The sequence below is a fragment of the Streptomyces sp. NPDC046862 genome, from assembly GCF_040704615.1.
GTDB lineage: Bacteria > Actinomycetota > Actinomycetes > Streptomycetales > Streptomycetaceae > Streptomyces.
Genome location: NZ_JBEYXP010000012.1, coordinates 1 through 23,213, shown reverse-complemented (window position 1 = coordinate 23,213; position 23,213 = coordinate 1). Strand labels below are relative to the sequence as shown.

General features: G+C 70.1%; 20 protein-coding genes. 9 read left to right on the top strand and 11 right to left on the bottom strand.

Annotation, left to right across the window (positions count from 1 at the left end):
* Window positions 1–30: 30 nt before the first annotated feature.
* On the bottom strand, window positions 31–1,347 hold the full coding sequence (hemL, locus tag AB0959_RS15330) for a glutamate-1-semialdehyde 2,1-aminomutase (RefSeq protein ID WP_366826889.1): 1,317 nt from the start codon (window positions 1,345–1,347) through the stop codon (window positions 31–33).
* 726 nt (window positions 1,348–2,073) lie between these two features.
* Between hemL and AB0959_RS15325 the strand changes: the two genes are divergently transcribed.
* Entirely contained in the window at window positions 2,074–2,511 is a 438-nt protein-coding gene (locus AB0959_RS15325; RefSeq protein ID WP_019061278.1) for a hypothetical protein, read from the top strand.
* Between the two features lie 188 nt (window positions 2,512–2,699).
* Complete coding sequence (locus AB0959_RS15320) at window positions 2,700–3,464, top strand: alpha/beta hydrolase (RefSeq protein ID WP_366826888.1); 765 nt, start codon at window positions 2,700–2,702, stop codon at window positions 3,462–3,464.
* A 42-nt stretch (window positions 3,465–3,506) separates the two neighbouring features.
* Here the strand turns inward: AB0959_RS15320 and AB0959_RS15315 are convergent, their stop codons facing one another.
* Window positions 3,507–4,232: a hypothetical protein gene (locus AB0959_RS15315; RefSeq protein ID WP_366826887.1), complete on the bottom strand. Its 726-nt coding sequence runs from the start codon at window positions 4,230–4,232 to the stop codon at window positions 3,507–3,509.
* 157 nt (window positions 4,233–4,389) lie between these two features.
* Complete coding sequence (locus AB0959_RS15310; protein WP_366826886.1) at window positions 4,390–5,667, bottom strand: ArgE/DapE family deacylase; 1,278 nt, start codon at window positions 5,665–5,667, stop codon at window positions 4,390–4,392.
* A gap of 91 nt (window positions 5,668–5,758) precedes the next feature.
* Between AB0959_RS15310 and AB0959_RS15305 the strand changes: the two genes are divergently transcribed.
* Window positions 5,759–6,559 carry a transglutaminase domain-containing protein gene (locus tag AB0959_RS15305; protein WP_366827061.1) on the top strand — a complete coding sequence of 267 codons (801 nt, stop codon included), beginning with the start codon at window positions 5,759–5,761 and terminating at the stop codon, window positions 6,557–6,559.
* A gap of 76 nt (window positions 6,560–6,635) precedes the next feature.
* On the opposite strand, the gene AB0959_RS15300 is transcribed toward AB0959_RS15305, so the two are convergent.
* Window positions 6,636–8,189: a HAMP domain-containing sensor histidine kinase gene (locus tag AB0959_RS15300; RefSeq protein ID WP_366826885.1), complete on the bottom strand. Its 1,554-nt coding sequence runs from the start codon at window positions 8,187–8,189 to the stop codon at window positions 6,636–6,638.
* Window positions 8,190–8,912: a response regulator transcription factor gene (locus AB0959_RS15295; protein ID WP_366826884.1), complete on the bottom strand. Its 723-nt coding sequence runs from the start codon at window positions 8,910–8,912 to the stop codon at window positions 8,190–8,192. It abuts the gene before it with no gap.
* A gap of 457 nt (window positions 8,913–9,369) precedes the next feature.
* Between AB0959_RS15295 and AB0959_RS15290 the strand changes: the two genes are divergently transcribed.
* Complete coding sequence (locus AB0959_RS15290; RefSeq protein ID WP_366827060.1) at window positions 9,370–10,647, top strand: glycosyltransferase family 4 protein; 1,278 nt, start codon at window positions 9,370–9,372, stop codon at window positions 10,645–10,647.
* A gap of 211 nt (window positions 10,648–10,858) precedes the next feature.
* Here the strand turns inward: AB0959_RS15290 and AB0959_RS15285 are convergent, their stop codons facing one another.
* Window positions 10,859–11,932, bottom strand: coding sequence for an LLM class flavin-dependent oxidoreductase (locus AB0959_RS15285; protein WP_366827059.1), 1,074 nt, complete (start codon window positions 11,930–11,932; stop codon window positions 10,859–10,861).
* 126 nt (window positions 11,933–12,058) lie between these two features.
* Here AB0959_RS15285 and AB0959_RS15280 point away from each other — a divergent pair, with 126 nt between their 5' ends.
* Window positions 12,059–12,886 carry a DUF6597 domain-containing transcriptional factor gene (locus AB0959_RS15280; RefSeq protein WP_366826883.1) on the top strand — a complete coding sequence of 276 codons (828 nt, stop codon included), beginning with the start codon at window positions 12,059–12,061 and terminating at the stop codon, window positions 12,884–12,886.
* A 27-nt stretch (window positions 12,887–12,913) separates the two neighbouring features.
* On the opposite strand, the gene AB0959_RS15275 is transcribed toward AB0959_RS15280, so the two are convergent.
* The 3 genes from AB0959_RS15275 to AB0959_RS15265 all read right to left on the bottom strand — a co-directional run bounded on the left by AB0959_RS15275 (window position 12,914) and on the right by AB0959_RS15265 (window position 14,295).
* Window positions 12,914–13,105, bottom strand: a complete 192-nt coding sequence (locus AB0959_RS15275; RefSeq protein WP_366826882.1) for a hypothetical protein — start codon at window positions 13,103–13,105, stop codon at window positions 12,914–12,916.
* Window positions 13,105–13,884 (bottom strand): SDR family NAD(P)-dependent oxidoreductase, encoded by a 780-nt coding sequence (locus AB0959_RS15270; RefSeq protein WP_366826881.1) that lies wholly within the window; start codon window positions 13,882–13,884, stop codon window positions 13,105–13,107. The genes AB0959_RS15275 and AB0959_RS15270 overlap by 1 nt, the downstream gene beginning before the upstream one ends.
* A 72-nt stretch (window positions 13,885–13,956) precedes the next feature.
* Entirely contained in the window at window positions 13,957–14,295 is a 339-nt protein-coding gene (locus tag AB0959_RS15265) for a YnfA family protein (RefSeq protein WP_366826880.1), read from the bottom strand.
* A 180-nt stretch (window positions 14,296–14,475) separates the two neighbouring features.
* Here AB0959_RS15265 and AB0959_RS15260 point away from each other — a divergent pair, with 180 nt between their 5' ends.
* On the top strand, window positions 14,476–16,107 hold the full coding sequence (locus tag AB0959_RS15260; RefSeq protein WP_366826879.1) for a recombinase family protein: 1,632 nt from the start codon (window positions 14,476–14,478) through the stop codon (window positions 16,105–16,107).
* 67 nt (window positions 16,108–16,174) lie between these two features.
* Here the strand turns inward: AB0959_RS15260 and AB0959_RS15255 are convergent, their stop codons facing one another.
* Window positions 16,175–17,368, bottom strand: a complete 1,194-nt coding sequence (locus AB0959_RS15255; RefSeq protein WP_366826878.1) for an RtcB family protein — start codon at window positions 17,366–17,368, stop codon at window positions 16,175–16,177.
* A 223-nt stretch (window positions 17,369–17,591) separates the two neighbouring features.
* Between AB0959_RS15255 and AB0959_RS15250 the strand changes: the two genes are divergently transcribed.
* The 3 genes from AB0959_RS15250 (at window position 17,592) to AB0959_RS15240 (ending at window position 21,132) form a co-directional block, all read left to right on the top strand.
* On the top strand, window positions 17,592–18,479 hold the full coding sequence (locus AB0959_RS15250) for a DUF3558 domain-containing protein (protein WP_366826877.1): 888 nt from the start codon (window positions 17,592–17,594) through the stop codon (window positions 18,477–18,479).
* A gap of 255 nt (window positions 18,480–18,734) precedes the next feature.
* Window positions 18,735–19,532, top strand: coding sequence for a DUF3558 domain-containing protein (locus AB0959_RS15245; protein WP_366826876.1), 798 nt, complete (start codon window positions 18,735–18,737; stop codon window positions 19,530–19,532).
* A gap of 154 nt (window positions 19,533–19,686) precedes the next feature.
* Complete coding sequence (locus tag AB0959_RS15240) at window positions 19,687–21,132, top strand: DUF2637 domain-containing protein (protein WP_366826875.1); 1,446 nt, start codon at window positions 19,687–19,689, stop codon at window positions 21,130–21,132.
* A 71-nt stretch (window positions 21,133–21,203) separates the two neighbouring features.
* Here the strand turns inward: AB0959_RS15240 and lysS are convergent, their stop codons facing one another.
* Entirely contained in the window at window positions 21,204–22,946 is a 1,743-nt protein-coding gene (gene lysS / locus AB0959_RS15235; protein WP_366826874.1) for a lysine--tRNA ligase, read from the bottom strand.
* Between the last annotated feature and the right edge of the window lie 267 nt (window positions 22,947–23,213).

Below are 23,213 nucleotides of genomic sequence, written 5' to 3'. Positions count from 1 at the left end.
TACCGTTGCCGTTCGTAGCGTTCACGCTGCTCATGCGGCGGCCTCCGCGGCGGCACGGGCGGCGGCGGGCAGGGCGTCGGCGACGCGCTGGACGGCCCGCTCGTCGTGCGCGGTCGACACGAACCACGACTCGAACGACGACGGCGGCAGATAGACGCCCTGCGACAGCATCGAGTGGAAGAAGGCGTTGAAGCGGAACGACTCCTGCGCCCTGGCGTCCTCATAGTCGCGCACCGGGCGGTCGGTGAAGAAGACGGAGAACATGTTGGAGGCGTTCTGCAGTGTGTGCGCGACACCCTCCTTGGTCAGAGCCTCGGTGACGAGCGTACGGATCTGCTCCGAGACGGCGTTCACCGTGTCGTACGCGGCGTCGTCGAGCAGCCGCAGCTGGGCGAGCCCGGCGGCGGTGGCGACCGGGTTCCCGGAGAGGGTGCCCGCCTGGTAGACGGGCCCGACGGGTGCGAGGTGCGCCATGACGTCGGCGCGCCCCCCGAAGGCGGCGGCCGGGAACCCGCCTCCCATGACCTTCCCGAAGGTCATGAGGTCGGGCCGGACCCCGTCCACCCCGAACCACCCGGCCCGGCTGGTCCGGAAGCCGGTCATGACCTCGTCGGAGATGTAGAGCGCCCCGTGCTCGGCGCACACGTCCCTCAGCCCCTGGTTGAAGCCGGGCAGCGGCGGTACGACGCCCATGTTGCCGGGCGAGGCCTCGGTGATGACGCAGGCGATCTCGCCGGGGTGGGCCAGGAAGGCGTCCCGTACGGCGTCGAGGTCGTTGTACGGCAGCACGATGGTGTCCCCGGCCTGCGCGCCGGTGACCCCGGGGGTGTCGGGCAGCGCGAAGGTCGCGACCCCGCTCCCCGCCGCCGCGAGCAGCGAGTCGACGTGACCGTGGTAACACCCGGCGAACTTGATCACCTTGGTGCGGCCGGTGAAACCGCGGGCGAGCCGGATGGCGGACATGGTGGCCTCGGTGCCGCTGGAGACGAGCCGCACCTGGTCGAGGGGCTCGACGCGGGCGACCATCTCCTCGGCGAGCGCGACCTCGCCCTCACCGGGCGTACCGAAGGAGGTGCCGCGGGAGACGGCCTCCTGGACGGCCGCGATGACCTCGGGACGCGAGTGCCCGAGGATCATGGGCCCCCATGAACACACAAGATCTACATACTCGCGACCGTCGGCATCGGTGAGATACGGACCGGTACCGGACACCATGAACCGGGGCGTACCGCCCACGGCACGGAAGGCGCGCACGGGAGAGTTCACGCCGCCGGGCGTGACGGCCGACGCACGCTCGAAAAGAGTCTGCGAGACTGGGGCTTTATACGGATAGCTCACACTAGCCATGGTGTCAGAGGCTCCGAAGATCCTGCGGACAGGTGTTTCAACGCACGTTTCGGCGCGCGGCCGTGGGGGAGGTCACAATGACACGATGATCGGGTTGCGCGGCGGGGGCCACGCGTCCTAGAACAGCAGTCGGGTGGAGATATGCATCGCGGTGGCGGACTGGGCGAGGGGACCGATGACCTCGGCCCCCGGCGTGCCCGGCGGGGAAGGCACCGGCGCGAGGCGGAGGAATCGACCGAGGCACGAGGCGAAGCACGGCAGGCACAGGGTGGACAGATTCCGCCGGGTCCTCCCGGACCGGCAGGTCCGGTGGGCCCGCAGAGCCCCATTTCTCCGGTGGCTCCGCAGAACCCCATCGGCCCTCTGGGCTCGACGGGTCCGTCGACGGGCCCCCCGGACCCCGCCGGCGGTCCTCCGCACACTCCCACGGGACCGCAGCGCCCCACGGCTCCGCCGGAGCCCGCGGGGTCTTCGAACCCCACGCTTCCCCTGGGCCCCACGGGGGCACACCAGGATGATTCCGTTCCGCAGCGCACTGGCGCTGAGCGAATCGACCGACCGGACCGTATGGACGGTAAGGACCGTATGGATCGGATGGGTCGCATGGATCGCATGGATCAGACCGGCAGGACCAACCGCACGCCCGGCACGCCTCGGACACCCCGAATGGACCGGACGGACCACGTGGCCGATCGGCTGCGCGCAGGAAGCAGGAACGGTGGTCGGGTGGGGGTGACGTACAAGTACTTCGGCGCACCCGACGGCGCGACGGCAGCCCGCGTCCCGATCTCGATGCGTCCGGAGGAACTCGGCGGCGACGAGCTCGGCATGAACGGCATGTTCACCAAGATCAAGCCGGAGACGATGGCCGCCATGGTGCTGACGGGCATCGAGGGCGTCCCCCTGAACAAGGTTCCCCCGCTCGAACTGGTCGTCCTCCACCCCGACTACGCGGTGGTGAAGCTCCCCATGACCGTCGTCGACCCGCTGCGGGGCATCGGCGAGGAAGCGGTCGGCGCGGCCGCCTTCATCTGGTCGACGGTCCCGGACCGGGGCGGCCCGCGGGACGCGTTCAACGTGTACCAACTGCTGCACGAGTGGCAGGACTTCAGCCACCGGCTGCACGAGGCGGGGCATCAGCCGTACTGCCTGGTGTGGCCGTGACGGTGGCGGTGGCCTGAGGATTCGTAGGTTCGGGCGGGGCTTTCGGGCCCCGCCCTCGTCATGTGGTGAAGAGGGTGGGCCGGTCCCGGCAGCCGCCTTTGGCCCCTGCGCCGGGAAACTCCGGTGACGCGCCGGGGCGTGGTGGCTACGCTCGTCCGTCCATCGATCTTGATCGCAGGGAGCAGCCCGTGCGCAGCACCGTCGTGACACCTGAAGGTGACCTCATCCGCTGGGTCGAGTTGCCGGGTGAGGAACCCTCCCGTGTGTACGTGCACGGTCTGGGCGCCACCTCGCCCGCCTACTTCGCGGAGGTCGCGGTCCATCCCGCGCTGGCCGGACGTCGTTCGCTGCTGATCGATCTGCTCGGTCACGGCATCAGCGACCGGCCGACGGACTTCGACTACACCCTGGAGTCGCACGCCGACGCCCTGGCTCAGGCCCTGACGTCCGCGGGCGTGGCCGGTGCCGAGTTGATCGCGCACAGCATGGGCGGCTCGGTGGCCATCGTCCTGGCCGCCCGGCACCCGCACCTGGTCTCCCGCCTGGTCCTCGTCGACGCCAACCTCGACGCGATACCGCGCCGACCGGGATCCAGCGGCAGCAGCGGCATCGCCGCCTACTCCGAGCAGGAGTTCCTGGCCGGCGGTTGGGCAGAGGTCCGCGACCGGGTGGGCCCCCACTGGTGGTCCACCATGCGCCTGGCCGGGCGTGAGGCCCTGCACCGCAGTGCGGTCCATCTCGCCCGGGGAACCGTTCCCATCATGCGCGAACTGCTGCTCGACCTGAGGATTCCCCGTACCTATCTGCTGCCCGAGGCAGACGGCCCGCTGGCCGGGGCCGAGGCGCTGACCGAGGCGGGGGTGGCCGTGGTGCCGATACCGGATTGCGGGCACAACATCATGCTGGACAACCCGGAGGCCTTCGTCCGCGCGACCGCGACCGCGCTGGCGTGACCGGGAGCGGGAGCGGGACTGGTCACGAGAGGAGTCGGGCCGTCACGTGCCGGCGTTCGTGACGTCAGGGCGCGTGAACGCCGCGTCGGTCACGTCGCGTTCGAGGCTCGCGCCCTGGAAGCCGTACGTGCCGATGCCCGCGACCTTGATCAGGACGCAGAAGCGGTCGACCGAGTCGAGGGACTCGGCCACCTGGCGGTGGTCGCGCTTGAGGAAGTGGATCGCGGCCTGGTTCGCCAGGGCGCTCTGACCGCACACCACCAGGACCGGCCGGGTCGCTTCCGGTGGCGTGAACTTGGCGACGACCGCGTACTCCACCTCGTTCTTCAGCCATGGGTACCGGTGGCCGCCGATGACGAACGTCACCGAGTCCGCGCCCGGACCGTAGGGCAGGATGCTGAATCCGGGCACATGAGCGGCGAGGTGGCCGCCCGTGCGGGGGTTGGCGTCGCCGAGCGGGCCACCGACGCAGAACTCCGTGCGGTCGCCGTTGCTGCCGCGGAAGTCGTCGCCGGCCTCGGTGTCGACGTCACAGCCGAGCTGGCCGGCCAGGGTCGCCACTTCGATCATGGCGCGGATCTCCTTGTGGTCCGCGACCCCTCGCGCGTTGTGCTTGTTGCCGATGACGATGAAGCAGGTCTCTCCGGGGACGAGGCCGAAGAAGTCCGCCTTCCGCCGCAGCACGCGGGCCCGCTTGGCGCGCTCCCAGAGCCAGACGAACCCACCACCGATGAAGCTGGTCACCAGACCGACCAGCACATTGACCACTACGGAATAGATCGCTGCCCCCTGGCGTCCCCACCGCGCACCGCGGTTCGTGCGCCTCGAACGCCGCCGATCCTCCACCACGGGCCCGGCCGGTGACAACCGGACTCGGCGTGACGCTACTTGGGGCCGCCCGGGGTTACTCGGGGCTATTCGGGGACTACTTGGTGCCGACCGTCCGCAGCGCCGTGAGCACCAGCGTCCGCGCCACGTCCACGACCTCCCGCACGTCGACCCGCTCCCGGGTGCTGTGGCCGTGGCGGATGTCGCCGGGACCGTACTGGAGGGTGGGGATGCCCGCCGCCGTGTAGTGCCGCAGATCGCTGCCGTAGGGCGCGCCGCGCTCCCGTACCCGCACGCCCCCGTTCGCCGCCGCGTGGGCCTCTCGTACGGTGTCCCGCAGCGGATGCCCGGCCGGCAGGCGGCCGGGGGCGAACTGGCCGCCGGGCCAGGTCACCGTCACCGGATGCTCGCGCAGCCACGGGTCGGCGGCGCAGGTCTCGGCCACGCAACGCTCCAGCGCGGCCCGGGCCGCCGCCGGTTCCTCGTCGAGCCGTACGCCCAACCGCCCCTCGGCGACGAGGAGATCGGGCACGCTGCTCGCCCAGTCACCGGACCGCAGGGTGCCGACCGAGAGTGCGTACGGGATCGGGTACTCGGCCATCAGCGGGTCGGGGTCGGTGTTCCGCGCGGTCTCCAGTTCGGCCAGGGCCCGGTGCACGGGCAGGTAGGCGTCGACGGCGCTCACGCCCTCGTCACGCGAACTCGCGTGGGCGGACCGGCCGGGTACGTCGAGACGGAAGGTCAGCGCACCGGCGTTGGCCGTGACGAGGGTCCCGGCGGTCGGCTCGGCGATGACGCACGCGTCGCCCGTGTGACCGCGCCGGAGCGTGCCGAAGGCGCCGAGGCCGCCGTCCTCCTCGCCGACCACGAAGTGCACCGCCACCCGCCCGCGCAGCCGCACCCCGCTCGCCCGGATCGCCGCTAGCGCCGCCAGGTGAGCGGTGAGCCCGGCCTTCATGTCACAGGCGCCGCGGCCGTGCACGGTGTCCCCCGTCACCCGCGGCACGAACGGGTCGCCCTCCCACCGCTCCACGTCTCCCGGCGGTACGACGTCGACGTGCCCCTGGAGTATCAGCGTCGGCCCGTCGCCACCGTCCCGCGTGGTCCCCACCAGCCCCCACGCCTCCTCCCGCGGTGCCTCCGAACCGGGGAAGTCCGGGTGCGCCAGCAGCTCCGGCAGGTCCATGGACCACAGGTCCACGTCCAGCCCGAGCCGCTCGAGCCGCCCCGCCAGGTGGTGCTGGAGCTCCGACTCGGCCGGGCTGCCGGTCACGCTCGGTATCGCGATCAGCTCCGGCAGGGTACGGGCGATGGCCGCCTCGTCGACCGCCGCGAGGGCCGCGGCCTCCTGAGCACTCAACTCGACTGTCGCCATGGGCGTTGCTCCTGGTGTCGCGGAGGGACGTGACCGTGTGATGATGACCGGGAACCGTTGGGTGCGGGTAGGGGACCATGCGGGGGTGGCGATGACCAGCCGACTGCTGATGCCGTGCCGAACGGCGAGCGTCGCGCGACTCGGGCGTCCTCAACACGCCGAGCCCGCCGATGCCGCCGCGGCGGTGGAGGGTTCCACGCTCCCGACCCGCATCCTGGACTGGCGACACCCCCGCGTCACCGGGCTCACCTCACGCGTCCAGCAGACGCGACCGGCTTCCCCTCTCGACGCCCTGCGCACCGCCCACGGGATCATCGCCCGTGAGGTCCGCCCGGTGTACTCGGTCGACGACCGCCGCCGCGCCTCACGCACCCTCGCCCTGGGCCGAGGCTCGTGCAGCCAGCGCATGGCGGTGCTGGAGGCGGTCGCCCGGGCGTCGGGGGTGGCGACGCGCGTCCGTGGCCTGCTCGTCGACGGCAGCTTCTGGTATCCGAGGTTCCCGCGCCTGAAGACGCTGGTCCCGGAGCGGGTGCTGCTGGCGTGGCCGGAGTTCGGTGTCGACGGCGGGTGGGTGCCGATCGGTGAGCTGTTCAGCGACATGCGCACGGGCGCCGCCTCCGCCGGTTTCACCAACAAGGGCGGCGAGACCCTGTTCGACGCCGTGGCGCGTACGGGCCTGCGCTGGGACGGCCCCTTGAGCTGCGGAGCGCAGGGTGACTCCTGCGATCTCTCCGCCCGGGTCCGGGTCGACCTCGGCCACTTCGACGACCGTGACAGCCTCTTCGAGCGCCACGGCCCCACCCTCTGCCTCCCCGCCCGCACCCTCGGCGAGCCGGTCCTCGGCCGCTGGAGCGCGGGCGCCCAAGCCGCTTCCGGCCCCCGCCGCCCCTAGGTCTTTCAGGGCGCGGGGAACTGCGCGACCAGCCCCCACCCACCCGCACCCGACCAACCCACCGCACCCAGCCCCCTCACCGCTCCTGCCCCACCGCCCCCGCCCCGGTCCCCACCGTGAACCCGATGACCGACCCCCCACCCTCCCGCCGGAACGCGAACGGCGAACCCCCGTGCGCCGTGGCGACCTCCCGGACGATGGACAGCCCGAGCCCGGAACCGGGCAGGCTGCGGGCAGCCGGAGCACGGTAGAAGCGGTCGAAGACACGGATCAGATCGGCGGCGGCGATCCCCGGACCACGATCGAGCACTTCCACACGAACGGCCCCGTCACCGCCCCCGTCACCCTCGCCGTCACCACCCACAGGAGCCACAGGACCCACAAGACCCACAGGACCCTCCACCCCCTCGGCCCCCGCCGCCTCCGTACCGGACACCCCGGGCACAACACCCCCACCCGACGGCCCCGTCACCACGACCTCGATCACCCCCAACCCCCCACGGTCGAACTTCGCCGCGTTCTCCACCAGGTTCGACACCGCCCGCTGCAACGCCCCCACCCGCCCGGCCACCGTCGTGTCCCCGTGCACCCGCACCACGACCTCCCGCCCGGTCCGCCGCCGCGCGACCACCGCCACGTCCTCGACGATGTCCGCGAGCTCCACCCGCTGGACCGCCTCGGTGCTGGACTGACCGGCCGCGAGATCGACCAACTCGTTGACCAGATCGGTCAGTTCGCGGGCCTCCTCGGCGAGGTCGGCGACCAGCTCCTCACGAACGGACGCCGGGAACTCGTCGATCCGGCGGAGCAGTGAGATGTTCGTGCGCAACGACGTCAGCGGGGTGCGCAGTTCGTGGCCCGCGTCCTGGACCAGCCTCCGCTGGTCCTCCTCCGACTGGGCGAGCCGTACCAGCATGCGGTCGAAGGAGCGCCCGAGCCGCCCCACCTCGTCCCGTCCGGTCACCGGCACCTGGATGGAGAGACGACCGGTGCGCGCCACGTCCTCCGCCGCGCCCGCGAGCCGCACCAGACGCCGGGTGATGCGCCGCGCCAGCCACCAGCCGAACAGCCCGGCCGAGACGACGACGGCCGCCTCCAGCAGCACGGTCCGCTGCTGCAGCTCCCGCAGCAGGTCCTCGGTGTCGCTGAACTCCTGAGCCACCTGGATCGCGCCCCGCCCGCCCCCGAGGGCGACGGTGGCCACGCGGTAACGGTCGTCACCGAGGGCCACCGCGTCGTGCTCGACCGTGCGGCCCGCGACGGCGTCCCCCGCCGTGCCGCGGTCGCCGGCACGCACCGGCAGGACCGGGCTGCCCTTGTCGACGAGTTCGCCACGCGCTCCGAGCACCTGGATGTCCGTCCGGCCCGCCCCCATCAGCTCGTCACGGGGCCCGCCCTGGTCCAAGGACGCGTAGTCCTCGGGCCTGAGCTTCTGTTCCCGCACCTGTCCCTGCAGGTCACGCACCACCGCGGCGAACACGGTCTGCTGGTCCACGCGCACCAGCCGGGCGGCCGCGCTGTAGCTGAGGACCCCGACCACGACCGTGACGGCGGCGGCCACGGCCGCGAAGGACACGGTGAAGGTCGCCCGCAGGGAGGAGACCCGGCGCAGGCGGAAGCGCGGGCGCACTCAGTCCTCCCTCAGCACGTACCCCACGCCGCGCACCGTGTGGATCAGCGCCGGAGCACCCGGCTCGTCGAGCTTGCGTCTCAGGTAGCCGACGTACACGGCGAGGTTCTTGGAGCCGGGACCGAAGTCGTAGCCCCAGATGCGGTCGTAGATCGTCGCGTGGTCGAGGACGATCCCGGCGTTGCGCATGAGCAGTTCGAGGAGGTCGAACTCGGTCCGGGTCAGCTCCAGCTCGCGCGCACCGCGCCAGGCCCGCCGCGCGTGCACGTCCATGCGCAGTCCTGCGGCGGACAGCAGCCCGCCGACGTCACGGTCAACGATCGGCTTGGGCGCCTCGACGGCGCTCCCCATTCCGTTACCCGTTCGGCGCAGCAGGGCCCTCAGCCGGGCGAAGACCTCTTCTACGTCGAATGGCTTAACGACGTAATCGTCCGCTCCGGCGTCCAGACCGGCGATCCGGTCGGCCGTCTCGACGAGCGCGGTGAGCATCAGGATCGGCGTCCGATCGCCCTCCGCCCGCAGGACACGGCACACCTGGAGGCCGTCGATACCCGGCATCATCACGTCCAGCACGAGCACGTCCGGGGGCGTCCGGTGGGCCTGCGCGAGCGCCTCGACACCGTCGGCGACGGCCGTGACCTCGTAACCCTCCAGGGTCAGCGCGCGTTCCAGGGCATGTCGGATGGCGCGGTCGTCCTCGGCGAGCAGCACATTCTGGGGCACCCCACCAGTCTGCCAAGGCCTCGGCGGTGAACCACCCGGGGGAGTCGGACGGGAGCGGGCTTCTTACCCGCCTCTCACCGGGGCGGGGCGGGTGGCTTACCTCGCCGGGCAACCGTGTCCGGTATGCCAGGCGGACCACAGGGACCAAGGTCGCGCCGGGAAGGGTCATATGGGTCGTATGGAGCGCGGGAAGGGCAGCGCACACACCGCAGGCAGAACGCGCGCGGAACACGACGGGCGCGGCGATCGCGACGAACCGACGGAGCGCGGCGATCGCGAGGATCACGGGGATCGAACGGAGCGCGGCAATCGGGTGGAGTACGGGGATCGGACGGACTACGGCGAGCAGGACGGGTACGCGACTCCTACGGAGCTGACGGGAAGCGGACCGCACACCGAGCGGACACCCGCCCCGCAGAAGACGACGATCCACCGCACCACGACGAAGGCCCAGCGCATGAAGATCGTGTTCCTGCTGCACAACGCGTACGCCATCGGCGGCACCGTCCGCACGACGCTGAACCTGGCGTCGGCTCTGGCGGACCACCACGATGTCGAGATCGTGTCCATGTCGCGGCACCGGGACACCCCGCGCTTCGGGATCGACCCGCGGATCACGCTGGTCCCCCTGGTGGACACGCGCGAGGGCAGCACGGACCTCGCCGACCCCGCCCTCGGGCAGCCGGCCCTCGACTACCCCGCCGAGGACAAGCGCCACAACCAGTACACACGCCTCACCGACCGCCGGGTCCGCGCCCATCTCGCCCGCTGCCACGCGGACATCGTGATCGGCACCCGCCCCGGGCTCAACGTCTACGTCGCCCGCTTCGCGCCCCGCCGTGCCCTGCGCGTCGGCCAGGAGCACCTGCGCCACGACGCGCACGACAAGCGGCTGCGCAAGGTGCTCGCCCGGCACTACCGGGCGCTGGACGCGGTGGTGACGACCACCGAGGCGGACGCGAACGTGTACCGCGCCCGCATGTCCCTCCCGGGCGTGCGCGTGATGTCGGTACCGAACATCGTCCCCGAGGTCGGCACCGCCCCCTCCACCGGCACCGCCCCCGTCATCGCGGCGGCGGGCCGACTGGCCCCCGGCAAGCGCTTCGACCTGCTCCTGGAGGCGTTCGCGCGGGTCACGGCGAAGGAACCTGACTGGCGGCTGCGCATCTACGGCGGAGGCAAGCAGAAGGAGCGCCTGAATCGCATGATCGACGAGCTCGGCCTCTCCGGCCGGGCCCGCCTCATGGGCCCGCGCACCCCCATCGAGACCGAGTTCGCCAAGGCATCACTGGTGGTCAGCGCCTCGGAAGCGGAGTCGTTCGGGATGACGCTGGTCGAGGCGATGCGCTGCGGAGTGCCGGTCATCAGCACGGACTGCCCGCTCGGGCCCGCCGAGATCATCACCGACGGCGTCGACGGCCGCCTCGTCCCCGTGGACGACCCGCGCGCCCTCTCCGACGCCATCCTCGAACTGATCGCCGACGAACCGGCCCGCCGCGCCATGGGCGCCGCCGCCCTCAAGAGCGCCCACCGCTACGACGCGGCCCCCATCCTCTCCCGCTACGAACTCCTCTTCGCGGAACTCCGCGCCACCCGCTGCCGCCGCGCCTGGGAACGCGACCGGGCCCGCCTGACGACCTGGACCCGCCGCCGGCACCGCTCACTGCGCCGCCGAGTACGGGCCTGGGGCACCCGCCTGGGCCTCCCGGGCACCCAGGCGGCCCGGGAGACGTGAGAGGCCTTCCCCGGCCCCTGAGGGCAGCGCCCCGAAGGGGGCGCAGCCCCTCAAGGGGCGCGGGGCTGTGACACCGTGCGGCTCCGCCGCGATGGGGGTCCCCCCGCTCGAGCGAAGCCGAGAGTGGGGGAGCGACCAGCCACAACGAACCCACAGCCGCCCTACGACACCACCCCTACGGCGCTCCCCCACACCCCACCCCACGAACCACTCACCGCAGCGCGCCACGCAGAGACAGATGCGTCGGCGCGTCCGGCACGCCCGCCGGCCGCCCCTTCGCGAACTCCTCACGCAACACCGGCACGACCTCCTCGCCGAGCATGTCGATCTGCTCCAGCACGGTCTTCAGCGGCAGCCCCGCGTGGTCGACCAGGAACAGCTGGCGCTGGTAGTCACCGGCGTACTCCCGGAAGGCCAGCGTCTTCTCGATCACCTGCTCCGGCGTCCCGACCGTCAGCGGCGTCTGGTCCATGAAGTCCTCCAGCGAGGGCCCGTGGCCATACACCGGCGCCACGTCGAAGTAGGGCCGGAACTCACGCACCGCGTCCTGGGAGTTCTTCCGCATGAAGACGTGCCCGCCCAGTCCCACGATCGCCTGCTCGGGCGTGCCGTGCCCGTGGTGCGCGTACCGGCTCCGGTACAGCTCGACCATCTGCTTGGTGTGGCTCGCCGGCCAGAAGATGTTGTTGTGGAAGAAGCCGTCGCCGTAGAACGCGGCCTGCTCGGCGATCTCCGGGGAGCGGATGGAACCGTGCCAGACGAACGGCGGCACGCCGTCCATCGGCCGGGGCGTGGACGTGAAGCCCTGGAGCGGCGTGCGGAACTTGCCCTCCCAGTTCACGACGTCCTCGCGCCACAGCCGGTGCAGCAGGGCGTAGTTCTCGATGGCGAGGTTGATGCCCTGCCGGATGTCCTGCCCGAACCACGGGTAGACCGGCCCGGTGTTGCCGCGCCCCAGCATCAGGTCCACCCGGCCGTCGGCCAGGTGCTGGAGCATCGCGAAGTCCTCGGCGATCTTCACCGGGTCGTTGGTGGTGATCAGGGTGGTGGCCGTGGAGAGGATCAGCCGCTCGGTGCGGGCGGCGATCCAGCCCAGCATGGTCGTGGGCGACGACGGCACGAACGGCGGGTTGTGGTGCTCCCCCGTCGCGAACACGTCGAGCCCGACCTCCTCGGCCTTCTGCGCGATCGCGACCATGGCCTTGATGCGCTCGCGCTCGGTCGGCGTCCGGCCCGTGGTGGGGTCGGGGGTCACGTCGCCGACGCTGAAGATCCCGAACTGCATCATCGTTTGCTCCACCCTCCAGATTGCCAGATTGTTTATGATTCAACCATACTCGCGAACCAGGGCACGGGCCGCACTATTCCCGCGCTCCGGCCGACTGTCGGACCCGGCGCCTACCATCCCCTCATGGCCGCCCCACGCCGCGACACCCGAGGCATCGTCGACGCCTCGGAACTCCTCACCCGCGTCCGCTTCCGCCGCCACGAACCGGCCGCACCGCTCCGCCCCTACCTGGAGCACTACTGGCTGATCGACTGGGACCTGACCGAGCCCTACGTCTCCCATGTCGTCCCGCACCCGTCCGTGAACATCGTCTTCCAGCGGTACGAGGACCAGGACCCCACCGACTTCGGCGAGGTCTCCGGCATCGGCCTCGACCTCTTCACCCAGAAACTGGAGGGCCGGGGCCACGTCTGCGGCATCCAGTTCCGTCCCGGCGGCTTCCGCCCCTTCGCGCCCGACCGGCCGGTGAGCGACTGGACGGGCCGCCGGGTGCGGCTGCCGGAGGCGTACCCGGGGCGCGACACCGCAGCAGACACCGAGGCCGTCCTCAGCCCTGCCACCGACGACGCCCGCGTCACCGCCCTCGACGAGTTCCTGCTCGCCCTCGCCCCGAAACCGGACCCCCAGGCCGACCTCGCCATGGCCCTCGTCGACCGCGTCCGCACCGACCGCACCATCCGCCGCGTCGGCGACTTCGCCCGCGGCGAGGGCCTGTCCGTACGGCTCATGCAGCGCCTGTTCGCCGTGTACGTCGGCGTCGGGCCGAAGTGGGTCATCCTCCGCTACCGGATCCACGAGGCCCTGGAACGCGCCGAGACCGACCGCGCCGTCGACTGGGCCGCCCTCGCCGCCGACCTCGGCTACGCGGACCAGGCCCACCTCGTCCGCGACTTCACGACCACGGTCGGCGTACCGCCCACGGCCTACGCGCAGGCCACCGCCCACACGTGACCCGCACGCAAAAGAGCCGGTGACCGGCTACTTCGCGTGCAGCACGGCGTAGATCATCACGAACGCCACGAGGTGGATGCCGAACAGGAAGTACCCGAGGTACCACCACACGTACCGCTCGTTCTTCTTCTCCTCGACCAGCCGCCGCCGCTCCGCCGAGAGCTCCCCCGACTCAACGGTCGCTCCGGACTCGCCGGTCACCTCGGACCCCTCCGGCATCAGAGCTCCCGGTGAACCTTCGTATTGGAGGCCTGCGCACGAGGCCGCAGCACGAGCAGATCAACATTCACATGACTGGGCCGCGTCACCGCCCAGGCAATCGTGTCCGCCACGTCGTCGGCGGTCAGCGGCTCGGCCACACCCTCGTACACCTTGGCAGCCCGCTCCTCGTCCCCATCGAAGCGGGTCAGCGCGAACTCGTCCGTCTTCACCATCCCCGGCGCGACCTCGATCACCCGCACCGGCGTCCCGACGATCTCCAGCCGCAGCGTCTCCGCGAGCACGTGCGCACCGTGCTTGGCGGCCACGTACCCCGCACCGCCCTCGTACGTGCCGAGCCCGGCGGTGGACGACACCACGACGACCGTGCCGTCACCGCTCGCCGTGAGCGCCGGAAGCAGCGCCTGCGTGAGATTCAGCGTGCCGATGACATTCGTCTCGTACATCCGGCGCCAGTCCTCCGGATCACCGGTCGCCACCGGATCGGCACCGAGCGCCCCACCCGCGTTGTTCACCAGCACGCCGATGGTCTTGAACGCGCCGGCGAACTCGTCCACGGCCGCCCGGTCCGTCACATCCAGCGCGTACGCCGCCGCCGAGTGCCCCGCCGCGTTGATCTCCTCCGCCAGCGCCTCGATCCGGTCCTTGCGCCGCGCGGTCAGCACCACGCGATACCCGGCCGCGGCCAGCTGCCGGGCCGTCGCGGCCCCGATACCGCTGCTCGCCCCCGTGACGACGGCGATACGGGAGGCGGCGGACGGGGTGGCGGGGGCGGTCATGGACGTAACTCCTCAATGCCGGGGGTGCCGAACTGCATGCCTGGGCGATTCACTCCCCCGCAAGGATAGGTGTCAGCCCTCACCCCTGGGCGCGTACATGATCAAGCCCATCCCGACCAGACACACCAGCGCGCCGATCACGTCCCACCGATCGGGCCGGTACCCATCGGCGACCATCCCCCACGCCAGCGACCCGGCGACGAACACTCCCCCATACGCCGCCAGGATCCGCCCGAAGTTCGCATCGGGCTGAAGCGTCGCCACGAACCCGTACGCCCCGAGCGCGAGCACCCCCGCCCCGACCCACACCCACCCGCGATGCTCCCGCACCCCCTGCCAGACGAGCCACGCCCCACCGATCTCGAACAACGCGGCAACGACGAACAGGACAACGGAACGGGCAACAAGCATGGCGCAACCTTCGCACGCCGCCAGCCGGGCCCCTACCTCACACAGGTGAACCCTCTCGATCACCCACACGACGCCCGATCTCGCGACCTAGGCTCACGCCACAACATCAACACGCCGGCCCCCGGCCGGAGTGCCACCCGGACCGAGGGCCTGACCGACAAGGAAGTAGAGGCTTTCCCTGTGGCTGAGCTCGACACTAACGTGAGTTCGATCGTGCCTGTCGCCCATCGCACGCGAAGCAGGCCCCCGGCCTCATCCGTGGCGCTGCTACTCACGGAACTGCGCGGTGTGCCCGACAACTCGCCGCCACTGCCAGAGGCGCTGGCACTCCGGAGCGAAGGCTGGCGTCTCGTCGTTGCCTATTGCCGTATCTCCTTCGCCGCGCACAGGCGAGATGGCCATGGCGTCGAGGACCAAGCGGCACACTGCGCACGCATCGCAGCGCAACACCGCGCCATCGTCGTCCACCGCTACGTAGACAATGACAAGTCCGCTTCCAAGGTCGGCGTCACAAGGCCGGATTTCGAAGACATGCTCACCGCACTCGAATCCGGAGTCACCGCAACCGGATACCCGATCGACGGGGTCGTGTGCGTCTCCGACGACCGCCTATACCGAGACGTGCGAACATATCAGCGCTTCCTCATGTGCTTCAAGGCTCACCCCCACCGCACGTACACCGACACTCTCGGGCAGTACGACCTGTACGGGGAGGATGCGGTGCAGCGCGGCCTCCTCGGAGCTGCTGCCGCACGGGCCGAGAGTACGAAACAACAGCAGCGGGCAAGGTTGAATCACCGAGCCCGGGCCGAGCGCGGCGAGCCGGTGGCTTCGCGTCGCCCCTTCGGCTGGAACACCGACAAGCTCACTCTTCATCCAGGCGAGTCGGAGATCGTGCGGTGCGGGGTGCATCGCATTTTGGGTGGTGGAAGCCTGACCGCCGTTACCCAGGACTTCGTTTCCTCCGGATACACAACCACACTGGGCAACCCCTGGCAGCGGCAGACAGTCAAGCAGGTCCTCCGCAACCCGCGTATCTGCGGATACCGCAAACTCCACGGCGTTCTCGTGCTCGACACCACCGGAAAGCCCGTGCTGGGCCAGTGGGAACCCATCGTGGCACCGGGGGAGTGGCTGGCGATCACAAAGTCGCTGGACGGGCGACGCCACCCCGGCGGCTGGAACAGAACCGGCGCCTCACGAGATGGCGCCAGGTACCTGCTCACCGGTTTGGTGCGCTGCGGACGGCCCCTCGGAGACGGAAAGAACTGTGGTGCATCCATGCACGGGCATCCCACCAGCATGTCGTACGAGTACCGTTGCCGTCCTACGCTGGACGGAGGCTGCGGCCGCCTCAGCCGTCAAGGTCCTGCGGTGGACGACTTGATCACTCAGTACGCGCTCACCCAGCTTGAGCAGCACGGTCTACTCGGCTCGTGGTTGGCGCCCTGGCCTGACACGAACAGCCTGGAGATTGCCAATCAGCGCAAGGCCGCCCTCCAGGAGAAGTGGTACGCCGGAGAGTTCAGCGACTCCGATTACTTCTCGCAACTGGCACGGGAGGAAAGGGAGATCAAGCGACTGACGAACGACCGGCAGGCTTGGTTCGTCAAGCACAGCCCTGTTGTGCATGAGCGCTTCGACACACTGAGCCACTGGGACGGGTTGAGCCTGAGCGAGAAGCGCGAGATCCTTTTCGGTCTCTTGTCGTCTGTGATCATCCTCCCGGGTACCAAGGGATCGCATCGCTTCGAGCCCACGGCGATCGTTCCTGTGTGGCGTGAGACCGTGCGCGGCGGCCGAGCCGCATAGCGTTTACCTCACAAACGGCACAGAGCCCCGGCAACTTTGTCCGGGGCTCAGTGTTGCAGGTCCGCACTCAGCCCTTCACACAAACGACCTGCTTGAGTTTTGCCACGACCTGCACCAGGTCGCGCTGCTGATCAATGACCTGCTCAATCGGCTTATAGGCGCTCGGGATCTCGTCCACGACGCCGGAGTCCTTGCGGCACTCCACGCCTCGCGTCTGCTCCTCCAAGTCCTTCGTCGAGAAGCGCCGCTTCGCCGCGTTACGGCTCATGCGTCGACCGGCGCCGTGCGACGCCGAGTTGAAGGACTTCTCGTTGCCGAGGCCCTTCACGATGTAGGAACCCGTGCCCATCGAGCCTGGGATGATCCCGTACTCGCCCGAGCCTGCGCGGATTGCTCCCTTGCGAGTGACCAGCAAGTCCACTCCGTCATAGCGCTCTTCCGAAACGTAGTTGTGATGAGCGCTGATCTCCGGCTCGAAGGTCGGCTTCGCCTTCTTGAACTCCTTGCGGACCACGTCCTTCAGAAGCGCCATCATGACCGTGCGGTTGTACTTCGCGTACTCCTGCGCCCAGAACAGGTCGTTGCGGTAGGCCGCCATCTGCGGCGTGTCCGCGACGAAGACGGCGAGGTCACGGTCGACCAAGCCCTGGTTGTGCGGAAGCTTCTGCGCCACGCCGATGTGGTGCTCGGCCAGCTCCTTGCCGATGTTCCGGGACCCGGAGTGCAGCATGAGCCACACCGAATCGGATATATCAATGCAAATCTCTACAAAATGGTTGCCGGCTCCGAGCGTCCCCATCTGCAGAGCAGCCCGCCCCCTCCGGAACTTCACCGCCTCCGCAACCCCCTCGAACCGCCCCCAGAAGTCGTCCCACCCGGCCACACCGAACCCGTGCAGCCGCCCCGGCTCGACGGGGCTGTCGTGCATCCCCCGCCCCACCGGAATGGCCTGCTCGATCTTCGACCGCAGCCGCGACAGATCCCCCGGCAGGTCGTTCGCCGTCAGGGACGTCTTCACCGCCGACATCCCGCACCCGATGTCCACCCCCACCGCCGCGGGACACACCGCACCCCGCATCGCGATGACGGACCCGACCGTCGCGCCCTTCCCGTAGTGGACGTCCGGCATGACCGCCAGGCCCTTGATCCACGGCAGGGTCGCGACGTTGCGCAGCTGCTGCATCGCGCCGTCCTCGACGGACGCCGGGTCGGCCCACATGCGGATGGGAACCTTCGCGCCCGGTACCTCTACGTACGACATACAGTCCTCAATCCCCCGGAACAACAACAGAAGTCAGAAATCGCAAAACCGGCGCCAAGGTCCATGAAAAGGGATGCCGGACCGGCGTCCACGGCAGTGCGTGCGATAGACATTGTGTCCAGCGGCCGCCCTGGCGCGGCAAGCGAATAACCCCAGATCCAGACCCCCAGCCCCGGACCGCGACCCGCCCCCGACCACGGCGGTCCGTCGAGAGGAGCCCTCCGTGCAGCCGAAGGCGTACGTACCTGGCATCGCCGTGCTCCTCGCGGCGTTGCTGGCCGGCTGCACCGGCTCCGACGAGCCGGACAGTCCGGAGGACAACCGGCCCGGCGACGCCAGCACCACCGCGCCCCCCGCTCAGCCCGGCCGCTACCGCACGTTGCCCGAGCCGTGCGGCGCGGTCTCCCACGGCGTGCTGGACGCGCTCCTGCCGGGCATCCGGCAGCTCACGGACGCGGAGCAGCGGGAGACGGCGTACGAGGGTGAGGCGACGCAGACGTTCGACACGGACCGGCGGGTGGGGTGCCGGTGGAAGGTGGAGTCCACTGACGCCACGGATCATCTGTTCGTCGATTTCGAGCGCGTGGTGTCGTACGACAACGCGGTGAGCGACGACGACAAGGCGGCGGACGTGTACGCCGCGAAGGAGACGGCCGCGGACCTTCCCGAGCCGTCCCCCTCGGAGAGCGCGAGCGAAGGGGACGACGAGGCGGAGTCCTCCGGCGCCCCGACCCCGTCCGGGTCCGCCGCGGCGTCCGGTGCCGCGGCCGGGTCTGCGTCCGAGTCCCCTTCCCGTTCATCCAGTTCACCCGACTCATCCGGTTCACCCGGTTCATCCGGTTCCGCCGACTCCTCCGCCTCCGCGAGCGGGACTCCGGCCGCGCTCCAGCCCCGTACGCTCGACGACCTCGGCGACGAGGCGTTCGTGAACGACAAGCTGAGTACGGCGCAGCAGCGGACGGTGACTGTGGTGTTCCGCACGTCGAACGTGATCGTGACGGTGGAGTACGCGGAGCAGCCGGCGTCCCTGACGGTGGTGCCGGACAGCGAGGAAATGCAGGACAGGGCGCGGAACTTGGCCGCGCGACTGGCGGATTCGTTCGGCGACTGACCGCCTCCGCACCGGCTTCACAAACCTGTTGAACGGCAATCGCTCTTCTTGCTCAACGCGTACCGTGGCCCCTCGGACCCGATCCGACAGCAGTATCACAAGTGTCATGCAGGAACCACGAGCGTCATGAGCATCATGAGTGAAGGAACCATGCACCGATCAGCAGAGCGAGACCAGCGTCATCACCGAGGCGGGCGAGGGCGGGGAGGCCGGGGCGTCCGGCGGTTCCTCGTGGGCGCCGCGGCACTTCCGGTGATGCTCGTCGCGGCCGGCTGTTCCTCGGACTCCGGCTCCGGTGACGACGCGGCGAAGGAGTCGTCGAGTCCGTCGGCGAAGCCGTCGGCCACGGCTTCGGCGAACGAGGTGAAGGCGGCGGCGTACGCGAAGTTGCCCGAGGCGTGCACGATGTTGTCGAAGAAGACCCTGGAGGGGATGGTCCCGGAGGGTGTGAAGTCGGGCAAGCCGATCAATGACGGTGAGCCGGACGTGAGCGGGGACTGCCGCTGGATCAGTCTCGACAACAACGGTGTGAAGGGTTCGCAGTACCGCTGGCTGAGCGTGTCGCTGCTGCTCCTGGACTCGGACGCGTCGCGTGGTGCGGGTGACGACCGGGCGCAGGCGCAGTTCGAGAAGAAGCTGTCGGAGGCGAAGGCGGTCGAGGGCGCGAAGAGCCTGAAGTCGGAGTCGCTGACCGGTACGGGCGACCAGGCGACGGTGGTGCGCTACGACCTGAAGAAGAAGGAAGGCACCTTCAAGCAGCAGACGGTCGTGGCGCGGGCCGAGAACGTGGTGATCACGCTCGACTACAACGGTGCGGGTCTGGCGGGTGACAAGGCGCCGAGCGCGGACGACCTGGTGAAGGACGCGAAGGCGGCCGCGAAGGAGATCGTGGCCGCGATAGGCGCGGCGAACGGTCAGGGCGGGGGCTCGGGTTCGAGCGCGTCGCCGTCGAAGTCACCGTCGAAGTCGGCGTCACCGTCCAAGTCGGCCGCGAAGGACTCGGACGACGGCAAGGCATCGCCCTCGGCGTCGGAGAGCGAGAAGAAGAGTTGAGTCGGCGGCTGCGCCCGAACGCGTAGCCTCATCAGGCATTTCCGGGAGCCCGGCCGTTCTGCGGACCGGGCTCCCGGGGTGACCGGCCACGCGTGCGACACACACATGTGCCACTCTGTTGCGCGCAACGACAGGCATTGGGAGGGGAGTACGGGTGGCCGCGCCACTTCAGCTGACACGGACGCACCGGATTCTCATCGGTGTTGTCGTGGCCGGCGCAGTGATCATCGCCGGGATCGGTTTCGCGGGTTCGTACGCGGCCGTACGGGAACTCGCCATCCAGAAGGGTTTCGGGAACTTCAGCTATGTCTTCCCGATCGGCATCGACGCGGGCATCTGCGTCCTGCTGGCCCTGGACCTCCTCCTGACCTGGATCCGCATTCCCTTCCCGCTCCTTCGCCAGACGGCGTGGCTGCTGACGGCGGCGACGATCGCGTTCAACGGTGCGGCGGCCTGGCCGGACCCGCTGGGTGTCGGTATGCACGCGGTGATCCCGGTGCTGTTCGTGGTGTCGGTGGAGGCGGCCCGGCACGCGATCGGCCGGATCGCGGACATCACGGCGGACAAGCACATGGAGGGTGTGCGGCTGACGCGCTGGCTCCTCTCGCCGCTTCCGACCTTCCTGTTGTGGCGTCGTATGAAGCTGTGGGAGCTGCGGTCGTACGACCAGGTGATCAAGCTGGAGCAGGAACGTCTCGTCTATCAGGCGCGGCTGCGGTCCCGTTTCGGGCGTGCGTGGCGGCGCAAGGCTCCGGTGGAGTCGTTGATGCCGTTGCGTCTGGCGCGGTACGGCGTGCCGTTGGCGGACACGGCTCCGGCGGGTCTGGCGGCGGCGGGCATCGAGCCGGCGCTGCTGCCTCCGGCGCCACAGCCGCAGCCACAGCCCCAGTCGCAGCCACAGCCGCAGTTGGAGGCCCAGGCACCCCAGGCACAGGCTCAGCTGGACGCGCCCGCGCCCCAGGCCCAGCAGCGCAGCCTCACCCAGGGCGGTCAGCCCACGGGGCGGCCGGAGTACGTCCAGCAGGGCCCCCGGCAGGACCCGCAGCAGGACCAGAGCCCGTGGTTCGCCGCGTCCGCTCCCCAGGAGACCGTGTACCAGGGCGGCTACAACCCGGCCTACAACCCCGCCTACGACCCGGAGAAGCCGTACGACGAGTGGTACGAGGAACAGCCGGCCGATCCGGAGCAGTACCGCGACGAGCAGTACCGCGAGGAGCAGTACCCGGCCGAGCAGTACCCCGGGGAGCAGCACCCCGCGGAGCAGTACCCGGCCGAGCAGCTCGTGGAGCAGTACGAGGAGCAGTACGAGGAGCGGGAGCCCTCACCGGAGGAGACGGGCAGTTTCCCCATCCCCTCGGGCCCGGGCCGTACCCGTCAGCTCGGTGATGGCGGCGGGCCGCCGGAGCCGGACGAGGAGTCGTACTACCAGGTGTTCAAGCAGTCGATAAGCAACGGCAGCGGCTACCCGACACCTCGCGAGTTCAGCAACAACGTCGAGGCGACCTACGGCGTACCCCTGCTGGACGCCGACGCCAAGCGGATGGTCCTGCGCTTCACCAACCGCCACACCGCGCAACTGGAAGAGGACCACATCGCGTAACCCGGCCACCGACGACGATGGGGGCGCCCGGCGAACATCGGGCGCCCCCATCGTCTCGTCGTGTCAGCGGCTTACTCCCCGAGCAGCGCCCGCACCCGCTCCTGACCCACGGCCAACAGCAGCGTAGGCAGCCGCGGACCCGTGTCACGCCCCACCAGCAGGTGGTACAGCAGGGCGAAGAACGACCTCTGCGCGGTCTTGATCTCCGGCGGCAGTTCCTTCGGCGTGGCGTCCGCCGAGAACCCGGCCTGCACCTTGGGCACCCCGTAGACGAGATGCGTGAGCCCGTCCAGCGACCAGTGCGACTCGAGTCCGTCCAGCAGCAGCCGCAGCGAGGCCTGCCCCTGCTCGTCGAGGGACTTGAGCAGTTCGGCGTCGGGCTCGTCACGCACGATGGTGCGCTGGTCGGCGGGCACCTGGGTGTTGATCCACGCCTCGGCCTTGTCGAGCCGGGGCCGTGCCTCGTCGAGTGAGGCGAGCGGATCGGCCGGGTCGAGTTCGCTGAGGATGCGCAGCGCCTGGTCCTGGTGGCCGGCGGTGATGTCGGCGACGGAGGCGAGTGTGCGGTACGGCAGCGGTCGCGACGTGCGCGGCAGCTCACCGGCGGCCGTGCCCACCGCACGCGCGTGCGCGGCGGCGTCCGCCGGCAGCGCGGAGCCGTCGGCGACCTTGGAGTCGAGCTTGTCCCACTCGTCGTAGAGCCGCTGGATCTCCTGGTCGAAGGCGATCTTGAACGACTGGTTGGGCCTGCGGCGGGCGTAGAGCCAGCGAAGGATCTGCGGCTCCATGATCTTCAGCGCGTCGGCGGGCGTGGGAACCCCGCCCCTGGACGACGACATCTTCGCCATCCCGCTGATCCCGACGAACGCGTACATGGGCCCGATGGGCTGCTTGCCCCCGAAGATCCCCACGATCTGCCCGCCGACCTGGAAGGAGGAGCCCGGCGAGGAGTGGTCGACCCCGCTCGGCTCGAACACGACTCCCTCGTAGGCCCAGCGCATGGGCCAGTCGACCTTCCAGACGAGCTTGCCGCGGTTGAACTCGCTCAGCAGCACGCTCTCGGAGAAGCCGCAGGCTCCGCAGGTGTAGGACAGCTCGGTGGTGTCGTCGTCGTACGAGGTGACGGTGGTGAGGTCCTTCTCGCACTGCCCGCAGTAGGGCTTGTACGGGAAGTACCCGGCGGAGCTGTTGCCGTCGTCCTCGGCCGCGGCACCCGACCCCTCGGCGGCCTCCAGCTCGGCCTCGTCGACGGGCTTCTGCGACTGCTGCTTCTTGGCCGGGGCCTTCTTCGTCCGGTACTGGGCGAGGATCGCGTCGATCTCACCGCGCTGCCGCATGGCGTGCAGGACCTGCTCGCGGTAGACCCCGGAGGTGTACTGCGCGGTCTGGCTGATCCCGTCGAACTCGACGCCCATCTCGGCGAGCGACTCGACCATCGCGGCCTTGAAGTGCTCGGCCCAGTTGGGGTGGGCGGAGCCCTTGGGGGCGGGCACGGAGGTCAACGGCTTACCGATGTGCTCGGCCCAGCTGTCGTCGATGCCCGCGACCCCGTTCGGCACCTTGCGGTACCGGTCGTAGTCGTCCCAGGAGATCAGGTGCCGCACCTGGTACCCCCGCCGCCGGATCTCGTCGGCGACGAGGTGCGGCGTCATGACCTCACGGAGGTTCCCCAGGTGGATGGGTCCCGAGGGAGACAGACCGGACGCGACGACGACGGGTTTGCCCGGGGCCCGACGCTCCGACTCCTCGATGACCTCATCCGCGAAACGGGAGACCCAGTCGGTCGTCTCGGTGCTCTGAGCCACGATCGGCACGTCCTCTTTTTCTGGAAGTTCCTCATCCGCAGCCGATACGGTCGCACGGCTGACCGCCCCATTGTCCCAGCTGCCCCCACAACGACGAAAACGGCTTTTCAAGGGGGCCGGCCCGCGCAAATCCAGCCCCTCCGGCGTTTGAGGAGCGGGGGCCCACACCCAGCCCCTCCGGCGTTTGAGGAGCGGGGGCCCACACCCAGCCCCTCCGGCGTTTGAGGAGCGGGGGCCCGGGGGCTGGCCCCCGAAACGGGGTCCGGGGCGGAGCCC